This is a genomic window from uncultured Subdoligranulum sp. (assembly GCF_937890665.1).
On sequence record NZ_CALADU010000095.1, the window covers coordinates 58,619 to 68,338 of the forward strand.

General features: G+C 58.7%; 8 protein-coding genes. 1 reads left to right on the top strand and 7 read right to left on the bottom strand.

Translation table 11 applies throughout. The features are described 5' to 3' along the window. Positions 1–184: 184 nt before the first annotated feature. From Q0526_RS05690 to Q0526_RS05720, 7 genes are all read right to left on the bottom strand, one after another. A complete protein-coding gene (locus Q0526_RS05690) occupies positions 185–2,212 on the bottom strand; it encodes a DUF6311 domain-containing protein (RefSeq protein WP_298731491.1) in 2,028 nt (675 codons plus the stop codon). A gap of 13 nt (positions 2,213–2,225) precedes the next feature. Then, entirely contained in the window at positions 2,226–3,107 is an 882-nt protein-coding gene (locus Q0526_RS05695) for an aldose 1-epimerase family protein (RefSeq protein ID WP_298731492.1), read from the bottom strand. Between the two features lie 37 nt (positions 3,108–3,144). Continuing rightward, a complete protein-coding gene (locus tag Q0526_RS05700; RefSeq protein WP_298731493.1) occupies positions 3,145–4,011 on the bottom strand; it encodes a putative manganese transporter in 867 nt (288 codons plus the stop codon). 31 nt (positions 4,012–4,042) lie between these two features. Beyond that, positions 4,043–4,438 carry a transposase gene (locus Q0526_RS05705; protein WP_298731494.1) on the bottom strand — a complete coding sequence of 132 codons (396 nt, stop codon included), beginning with the start codon at positions 4,436–4,438 and terminating at the stop codon, positions 4,043–4,045. Between the two features lie 86 nt (positions 4,439–4,524). After that, a complete protein-coding gene (locus tag Q0526_RS05710) occupies positions 4,525–8,196 on the bottom strand; it encodes a hypothetical protein (protein WP_298731495.1) in 3,672 nt (1,223 codons plus the stop codon). Positions 8,197–8,229: 33 nt separating this feature from the next. Then, entirely contained in the window at positions 8,230–9,012 is a 783-nt protein-coding gene (gene rlmB / locus Q0526_RS05715; RefSeq protein ID WP_298731496.1) for a 23S rRNA (guanosine(2251)-2'-O)-methyltransferase RlmB, read from the bottom strand. A gap of 53 nt (positions 9,013–9,065) precedes the next feature. After that, entirely contained in the window at positions 9,066–9,596 is a 531-nt protein-coding gene (locus Q0526_RS05720) for a hypothetical protein (protein ID WP_298731497.1), read from the bottom strand. Positions 9,597–9,611: 15 nt separating this feature from the next. Here Q0526_RS05720 and Q0526_RS05725 point away from each other — a divergent pair. Beyond that, positions 9,612–9,720 (top strand): class II fructose-bisphosphate aldolase (locus tag Q0526_RS05725; RefSeq protein ID WP_366522034.1); only part of this gene is annotated, 109 nt, incomplete at its 3' end.

Here is a 9,720-nt window from a genome sequence, read left to right on the forward strand (position 1 = left end):
AAACTCATGCACAGGAAACCCCCTGTGCATGAGTCTCATTCTATTGTTCCGGCGGTCCGGGCTGGTTGGCCGGGTATGGCGAACACGCCGCGCACCATGCGGTGCGGAATTACTCCCTCATGGTACCTTCATTGTACGCAGTCCTTCCCGCGTTTGTCAAGGATAACTGCGTACATTCCCCGCCTCATGCCGTTTTTTCTACGGTTATGCCGGTAACCGTGATGGTCGTATCGTCCAGCGTGTGCACCGCTGTGCACCAATCATAAAGCGGTGTACCGGTGGTGAAGGTAAAGGTCATGGTGTCGGGCTGGATGAGGGTAAACTCCACCTCCAGTTTGTAGGTTTCCTCATTGACCAAACCATGGCGCGCATAGATATAGCTGTGATCAAAACCGCTGCCCGTGAGGGTGACCGCATAACTGCCGGGGAAAAGTGTCCAGCCGCCCGTGAGAAGCTGTCCACCGCTGCCCAATTCCACACCATCGGAAGTGAGAGATCCGTTGGTGACCTGCGAAAGCGAAAGGTCCATCGCCCGTGTATCCGCCTGCGGTGCCGGGTCAGCCGGCAGATCCAACGGTTCCACACTGCCAATCAGAATCCCATCCAGTCGGTAGTAATAGAGGGCGAACGAATCCCGGGCCAATTCATCCTCATCAAGGAATACATAGAGAGTATCGGCCGAAAGGTTGTTCATCTCCCCTACCAGCGTCACCGACGCCAGATTGCCGTCCATATGTCCCATATAAAAGCTGTTGGAGGTCCAACCATGATCCGCCGCAAAGGTCGCCAGATCCCAGAACTCGGGGTGTCCAAAATCAAAGGTAGCAAAAGCCAGATGCTGGAATTGGCCGCTTTCCGCCAAAGCCTCCCATCCCGGATCTGTCAGTTCGGATTGATCGGCATAGGTTTCGGCCTGATGGTAGTTGGCAAACCGACGGCCCAGTTCATCCCGTTGGTCATAGGCTTGCACCACCGTGCAGGCAGCCAGCAGCAATAGAGCGGCCCGACCGCCCCACACACGCAGCACCACACCGCCGGCCAGCAACGCCAGCAGCATACCGGCCAGCCACGCCAGCCGTGCGCAGGAAGAAAACATCGACCAGACATCCATCAGGGCCTGTGGGATCGTAATGGTGCCCAGCAAATGGCCGCCCAGCGTAACGGTATTGCTCATAGCGGCAATGCCATCCAGTACCAAAATCACAGCGCCGGCCACCAGCCAACTGCGATGGCGTTTTGCAAAAGCTGCTGCCCGGCCGCGATGCTGCACGGCAAAATACACACCGCTGAGCACCGCCAACGCCACCGTCAGCACAGCACCCAAGCCCATGTAAATGTCCTGTTCCCAACTGTCGGCCAGCCCCGGCACTACCAAATTCAACAGGTCGGCCCCGCTAAGATAGCCGTTGGCATATCCCGCAAAATTGGCGGCAAAAGCCCCCAACACCACCAGTTCCGCCAACGCGGCAGCACAGAAGGTCAGCACGGGCAAAAGCACGGCGGCTACACCGCGCTTTTGCAAACCCCGGCGCAGAGCATACCCAACCAGCACAATGCCCGCCATGGGCAGGTAGTACAAATGGATTCCCGCGCAAAGGACACCCATGATCCCCCATGCCAAGCAGGCGCGACCGGTCGTGGGCAGCAATGCATCGCTGCGAATCCACAGCCAAAGCGCCAGCAAGACCAACCAGTTGGCCGCCAGCGCCGTGTGGGCAAACATCCGCATCGTCAGTGCCGGGAAAAAGACCAGAACCCCAGCCCCTGCCACACTGGCCCACGCTTTGGCCGTTTGGCCGGGGCGAATCCCACCGAGGCGTGCCAAAATAGCTTGTGCAAGACCGCCCTGCAAAGCATAGCAGAGCAGCCCCCACCAGCCAAAGTACTGAAACCGTGCAGGCAGCAACGGACTGAACAGCTTGGCCAGTAAAGCCAGCAGCGGGATGGAATCGGTAAATAGAATGCTGGTGCGGTAGGGGTAGATCGCGTCGTAGTTGGCGCCAAAATACGGCAGCCGCACCGCACTGTTGCGGAAAAACACCCATCCCAAATAATGTTGGGAGGGATCGGGGCTGCCGTTGTTCAGAATCCAATCCACACAGGTGGGATCCAGCACCCGTACCCCGTACAAAGCCACAAAAACCAGCGCGCCCAACAGCGCGCCGGTCAGTGGCCAGCGATAGGTTTTAAAAAAGCCGGCAGTTTTTTGCATGGAGAAAAGGCCCTCAGTGTACAAACGTGGTGGACAAGGTGGTGGACCAGCTCTCGCCACGGTTCAGCGAAGCGGCACAGGGGCGCTGCTCCCATTCCAACGGACCGTTTTCCTCTCCGGGCAGGCTGTGCCACGGCTCGATGCAGACGAAGCGCAGCGGCTTTTTCGGGGTCGACCAGATCAGCACATAGGGATACCCTTCTACGTTGCAGATGACGCTGCGGCCGGTATCTTTCTCGACCAAAGAGACATGGGGGCTGCGCAGGTTGACCATACAATGGCTGTCATGGTCAAACAGATCATCGTTCAAGGGAATGGCCTCAGTATTGCGGGCCAGATAGTAGCTATCGCCGCTGAGCAGACCATGGGGCTGCGCGCTGACGCACAGCGGAGATTCGATGCCATCAAACCGGATCTCATAATCCTCGGTGGTGTGGCGGTCATCGAAGGGAATCGCAAAGGCCGGGTGGAACCCGATGCCGAAACGAAGCTGTTCTTCCACCGGGTTTTCGACGCACAGGGTATGGTGAATCGTCTCGCCCTCCAATGCAAAGGTGGAGCGCAGCACAAACGCATACGGCCATTTGGGCAGGGTTTGGGCATTGGCATGCAGTTCAAACACCAACGTGGTGGCAGTCTGCTCGGTCAGCGTATGCTCTACATCGCGGGCAAAGCCATGCTGGCCGCCCTGATATTCCACCCCTTTGGCAATCATCTTGCCATCGGTCAGCTTTCCCGTATAAGGGAAGAGAATCGGTGCATGCCGCCCCCATACCGACGGATCGCCGCACCAGAGCAGCTCTGCCCCGGTAGGCTTGTGGATGACGCTGACGGCCTCGGCACCATGGGTGTCGACTGTCAGGCGCAGGATCTCATTTTCAATGGTGTACTGCATTGCGGTTTCCTCCTGAATGTCCCCCGAAGGGTGGATTTTACAGGGGCAGCATCTGCAACAGCATGCCGGCCACCGCGCCGACCGCCCACAGAAGGCCCGTCATGAGCAGGTTTTGTTTCCAGCTGGGATTGACCCGCCAAAGCACCGCCAATCCCACACCGGCGCCCGCCGTCAGCCCGGCAAACAAGCTGCCGAAAGAGATAGCCCCTTGGATATAGAGCTGGGCCAGCAGCACGCTGGCGGCACAGTTGGGCACCAACCCCACCAGTGCCGTCAGCATAGGCTGAAATACCCCCATGCCGGCCAGCGCCGAGGTGATCGCCGTCTCCCCTACCGAGCCAAATACCAGACCAATCAGCAGACTGAAGAGCAAAATGAAGATAAAAATTTCCACCGTATGGCGGAGTGCCGCCAACCAAATACCACTGTGTTCTTCGTGTTCCTCGTGGCAATCCACTTCATCGGCATGGCCTGCATAGCCGCCGTAGAGCGATTTGGGCAGCACATGCCGCAGCGGTACATCCAGCAGGATGCCGCCCACCATGCCGAACACCGCTTTGCATACGAGCAGTGCCATCAAACTGGGCCACTGGGAAGGTTCAGCCGCCAGAAGCGGCACCGCTTCATCGCTGGTGGCAATGAATACCGCCAGCAGCGTGCCAGGCGTAATGACCCGGCTGGCATATAAGTTGGACGCCACTGCACTGAACCCGCACTGAGGAACACAGCCCAGCAGTGCGCCGGGCACAAAGCCCCAACGGCCGCCGCCAGCCAGTGCCTGTTCAATACGGGCGCCGTGATGGCGTTCCAGCCATTCAATCAGCAGGTAGGCAAGATACAAAAAGGGCAGCATTTTTACGCTGTCAATCCATGCGTCCTGCAGCGCGTCGATAAAAATTTCCATAAGACCTCTAAATACTTTCTTCGTTTATGCTTCAGCGAAAACTGCGCAGCAGCCGAACCGCCGGACGCACCGCTTTATCGGGGATGCGCGTGCGGAACCGGGCTACCGTGCGCGCCGAAAAAGGCATCTCGTCGCTGAAGGTTTCCAATCCCAAAAAATATTGCAGATAGGGGCTTTCTTTGACCAGCGAAACCACTTCCCGGTCCGAAACCCGGTAGTGCAGTTGAATCACCCGACAGCCCAGCGCGATCCGGGCCGAAATAGCCGCCTTGCCGCCGGGCGCAAACAATTCACTGTAAAACTGTTCAAACCGGTCCCAGTCGATGGCTTCCGCCAAAAGGACCCAGCGGTTGCGGCCGCTCAATTCCCCGTGATAGGGCGGCAAATAGTCATAAATCGACATCTGCTTTTCGCGCGCACGGTACACAGGCAAAGCCCCTTTCTGTTATGGGGCGAAAGCCCCGAATACAGCGCGCGGCCCGCCCCGTCGGGACGGGCCCGCACTCTCTTGTGTCAATACCGCTGAATCAGCGGGAAGATCATCGCCAGCACGCACCACACCACTTGGTACAGCACGAACCCTGCCAACGGCAGCGTGGTCAGGCCGCCGGTCAAACTCAACAGCACGCCCAGTACACAACCGAACAACACCGCACCCGACACGAACATCGAGGCTTTGTGTTCACTTTCCGCTGCACCGGCAGCGGCTTCCAAACCGCCCACAAAGCTGGCAAAGCTGCCCAAATGCAGCATGTTGCCCTCACTTTCCGGCAGCCAAGCCACTGCGGGGTCCAGCGTCTTACGCTCTGCGGCGTTGAGTACCTTTACGGAGCCGGAGGGCAGGCTATACGCCGTTTCCAGCAACTGGACATCACAGTTGAAATCGTCACAATCCACCACAAGGGACAGACCCGTGCGGCGCAGGCTTTCCAGCACCACGGCCGTATCGGGATCCCGCTGGTAAGCCACTTGGAACATGGCAAACATCTTGCCGGACACCGCCAGATAGATGACCCGGCGCTGGTTAACGGTATGATGCTGCTCGTATTCCAAGCTGGGAATCTTTACGCCGTAATCCTGCATGAGCGCACGATTGCCCACCAGCACCCGGCGCTTGTTGATCCAGCCCACATAGCCTTTACCGTAGACCGTTTCCCGATCATCTACCTGCGCCAGCAAGTTGCGGTTTTCTCCCAGCATGCCGAGGAATACCTCGCGCAAGGTAGGCCCGGCTTCCGCCAAAATGGAGGCGGCATACACAATGGCCAGATCGATGTGTTCCGGCTTGACCGGTTTGATGCCGGACAAGGTCACACACCCCGCGGGGAACAGGTCTCGCGCGGTGACTTGAATCACATTGATGCGGCCCAACTGCCGGATATCTCGCCAACCGGGGATCACTGCCCCCACCTGTGCCGCACTGCGCTGCATCATCCGGGCCGGCAAGGCCGAGAGAAGCGTGCCGGCCAGCGGTGCGCTGAGGCAGAGCACTCCCGCCAGCACCGTAGCTGCCGCAGCGGGATCTTTGGTACGAATCAGCGTGATGAGCATAGCCACCAGTGCGCAAACACCGGCCAGCCACGCAAACTGCTGTTGATTTTTATCGCTGGTACCGGCTGCCGCACTGTTGGTCACAAAACTGCGGAAAATCTGTGTAGGACGATTGACCAGCACATTGGGGTGCGGTTCTGCCAGTCCTTTGGTGACAGCCCGCAGTGCCCCGGCATCCCGCAGACGGTAAGCCACCGAGTGGTCCACCTTGGCACTGACAAGGCGGAAATTATCCTGTACGGTAGAAGCATTGACCCGCTTGCCGATGGTATTGAGGCAGAGCACCAGCACCGCCGGCCCCGCCAGCAGCATACCATCCGTCAAGTCGTTTTTGGTCGCCAGCACCACAAGGCACTGGATAACCGCCCCCAGCAGAGGCAGCACAGCCAAACTATCCGGTGTGGGGCGCTTGGCCAAACCGATCATACCGCTGACCACGGTGCGCCAGCACAAACCGCCGGCCACCAACAACAGCACCAAATCCACCGCGGCATATACCGACGAATCCGCCAAGGGTCCGGGCAATACCGGCATTGCCGCTGCCATCAGGCCCAAAATCAACAATACCGCTGCAATGGCACCGGTAACCAGCGAGGCTGTGGTATAGTACAAAACCTGCTGGCTCAATTCCCGGCGCACCTGCGGGGCGTCTTCGGCCCGTTCATAGTCATGGTGCCGTACCGGCGGGATTTCCGCCGTTTCAAAAGGTTGGGCAGCGCTATCCGCCTGTTCATCGGCAGCTTCGCCGCCAAACCGCATCCGGCCCTTACCACGGCGGCTGCGCCGCCGGTTTCTCGTTTCGGAAGCTTCTGCCTCCTCCTGCAGCGACTCGGTGAGCCGTGCCGCCGCGGTATCAAACCGCTCTGTTTCGGATAGCACCGCACCGGTATTGATGGCCTGTGCAATATCCTTTACAAAGGAAGCCGTAGCCGGCTCTGCCGCCTCGGCCCCCAAGTCCTGTGTAAACCCGGTGGAGGGATCTGCACCGCCCCCCAAGTCCTGCGTAAAGCCGGAATGGGCCGGTGCTTGCTGCATGCCGACACCAAGGTCCTGTGTAAACCCGCTGTGGGCCGGCGCTTCCGGCGTCAGACGGATCTTGCCGGTGAGGGTGTCCACCAAGGCATCTACCTCATCGGGCTCCCGACGGGCAAAAAGGCTTTCCTCGGAAGGCAAGCCGACCACCTGCGTATCCGCATTGGGGTCCAGCCCGGGCTTCGTCGTCGAAGCCGGCTCCGACGCAGAAACCGGCGGCTGCGCTGCAGATGGCTGTGTTGTCAGCGGCTGTACCGATTGAGTGGGCTGGGATGCGGTGCTGCGCTGCGGCCGTACTGCACTATAAGCTTTCATAAAGTCTTGCGTACTGTCCAGCGGCGCTGCATCCAAAGCCCCCAGCTGCATGGTAAAGCCGGTACGTGCCGACGGCTGGCTGGGCAGATGAATCGGTTCCCCTACTGGCTCGCCCACCGGCGGTTCCGGCATTGCTTGCGCCGGCGGCGCTGTGCGGATCTTCTGCCCCGGTGTAAACTCAACGGTATTGCGCTTTTTGCGATAGATCGTGCCGGTGGCGCTAAGGTCCTTGGTCGCCGAATAGGTCGACTGCGGTGCGGGCTGCTCCGGATAGGGAGCCGCCGGGGCGGCCGGGGCCGCAGGCACCCGGGTATACTTGCTGTGCCAGACATTTTCCACCGTATCGCCGCCCTGCGGTTCTTCCGGTTGCTGGGCAGCATGATAGACAGCAGGCGGTTCTTCCTGCCGTGCTTCGGGAATCACAATTTCCTCGGTGTTGGAGTCACGGCCGCCAAACAGTCCGCCCAAAAAGCCCCGCTTTTTGGCAGGCTGCGCTGCAGGCATTTCCGGTTCACGATCCGGGAAGTATTCTTCCTGCGGGTCCGGTTCCTGCCGCCGCTCTTCGCTCTGTCCCCCGCCCCCCAATGATACATTGATGGGCACGAATTCATCGGTGTCCTCTGCGGATTTCAGGCCAAACAGGCCCCGCTTCTTTTTGCCGGGTTCCCGGATTTTTCCGTTGGCATCGGGCACAACTGCAACCGAATCCCGGAAAAACTTTTGGAATTGATTTTTACCCTGATTCAACGCGTCGGTGTCTGCCACATCGGCATCCGGCGCCATTTTGAGCAGAAACCCTTTGATGATCCCCGTTCGGGTGGTATCGCCTAGCGTCCCCGTATCCGTCTTGGACCGTTCCTGCGGCGCCGATACCAACGGCTCCACCGACCGTACCGGCCGCGCATCAGACGGCGCCGACTGGACAGGCTTTTGTACCGGTTTCTGGGTCGGCTGGGCAGCGGGTTGGCGAACCGCCTCACGAGGCGCTTGCTGCACCGGAGCCTGCGCCGCGGGACGCGGTGTTGCCGGCCGTTGGGTCTGGGGCTGCGGGGCGGGCGCACTGTTAGACAGCATATCGAACCCGTCCAGATCGTCCAGTCCGGAGAAGGCAATGCGATGGTCTTGCTCCGGCGTACCATGCAGCGGCGTGGTGGAAATACCCACACTGCGCAGAATCTCATCCACCTGATGGTCGGTCACGGTATCCCGCACACCGGCCGCCGTCTGCTGTTGGTTGAGATCCTGTAAAATACGATCTACAGAGTCATTGGTACGTTTGCTTGGCATGTTTGATTGCTCCCCTTACCAAAAAGGTGAAATTCACTTTCCGCTGCGGCGGCGCAGTACGTCGTAACAGAGGATTCCCGCCGCCACACTGACGTTATAGCTGTCCACGCCGGTGGCTTGTCCGGGCGCCATCTCCAGCGTCACGGCGGCATCGCACAGCTTGCGGGTCAACGCCCCGGGGCCGCCGCCCTCACTGCCCAGCACCAGTGCCACCGGGCCGGACAGGTCCGTACGAGAGAGAGGCGCACCGCCCAAATCCGCACAATAGACAAAAACATTGTGTTCCTTGATCGTACGGATGGCCTGTGCCAGATTGGTAACCCGCGCCACCGGCAGACGGGCAGCCGCACCGGCGCTGGCCTTCATGACTGTGCCGGTCACCCCTACGCCGCCCCGCTTCGGGATCACTACGCCATGGGCACCGCACAGATAGGCCGAACGGATGATTGCCCCCAGATTGTGGGGATCCTCCACCCCGTCGCAAAGCACAAAAAACGGCGCTTCGCTTTTTGCCGCGGCCGCAGCAAAAAGATCTTCCAACGAGGCATAGTGTACCTCGGCAGCACGGGCAGCTACCCCTTGGTGATCCGCCGTTGCACATAGTTTTTGCAATTTATTGCCGGGCACTCGCTTGACCACCGCACCGCTCTGCTTGGCCAATGCCGTATAGTACCCCGCCACTGCCTGCGGCAGAGAATCGGCCAGATACACAGTATCCACTGCATCCCCGCTTTTGAGCAATTCGGTCACCGGGTTTTTGCCCCAGACCAATGTTTCGGGGTGCTGCTGTGCCTGTACACGACCCGTCTTTTCCATCCCATACCTCCTGCGGAAAGAGCTTGCCCTTTCCGGCCTTGTTCTTTCAGATTCTAAACGCTGATTATACAGATATCAGTATAGCACAATTCCCGCCTCTTTGTCATCCTTTTTTGCGGTTTTTGTCGTACCGTGCCTGCCTTTTGCCGCCTTTCCGCCTTCGGATGCGTCAAAAGTGCAAACCGCTTTTCAAAATTGACGCTGCACCATCCTTTATACAGATTGTAGAGGGGGAACAGTTTTCCCATTGTGGAAAACTCTGTTGAAAGTGTGGAAAAGCCGCGTTCCCATTCTGTTTTCCACCATTTGGCACCGGAGTTTTGCACAAGCGGTGGAAAAGTTTTCCCTATAACAGGGTGGATAACCTTTTGTGTCAAGTAGGCAAAGCTCTGAAATCCAACCACAAAATTACCGGAATTTCCCGCGAAATTTACAAAATCTTTCCTGTCGGCATCTTCTGCCAAAATATGGTGCAAAAGTACATATCCCGTGGCGAAAAATGTTGTTGCTTTTTTGTCAAAGTCAGGGTATAATGAAACTAACGGCACACCGGGGGTCGGTGTGCCCTTTCCAACAAACATCATGTGGAGGTATGTGATATGCTGGTAAATGCTACCAATATGCTGCTGAAAGCACGCGATGGCCACTATGCGGTGGGCCAGTTCAACATCAACAACCTGGAGTGGACCAAGAGCATCCTGCTGACCG

Excerpts from the sequence above, each read along its gene's own strand:
- Q0526_RS05710 (WP_298731495.1), bottom strand. The coding sequence starts at position 8,196 with ATGCCAAGCAAACGTACCAATGACTCTGTAGATCGTATTTTACAGGAT.
- Q0526_RS05700 (WP_298731493.1), bottom strand. The coding sequence starts at position 4,011 with ATGGAAATTTTTATCGACGCGCTGCAGGACGCATGGATTGACAGCGTA.
- rlmB (WP_298731496.1), bottom strand. The coding sequence starts at position 9,012 with ATGGAAAAGACGGGTCGTGTACAGGCACAGCAGCACCCCGAAACATTG.
- Q0526_RS05690 (WP_298731491.1), bottom strand. The coding sequence starts at position 2,212 with ATGCAAAAAACTGCCGGCTTTTTTAAAACCTATCGCTGGCCACTGACC.
- Q0526_RS05720 (WP_298731497.1), bottom strand. The coding sequence starts at position 9,596 with ATGATGTTTGTTGGAAAGGGCACACCGACCCCCGGTGTGCCGTTAGTT.
- Q0526_RS05695 (WP_298731492.1), bottom strand. The coding sequence starts at position 3,107 with ATGCAGTACACCATTGAAAATGAGATCCTGCGCCTGACAGTCGACACC.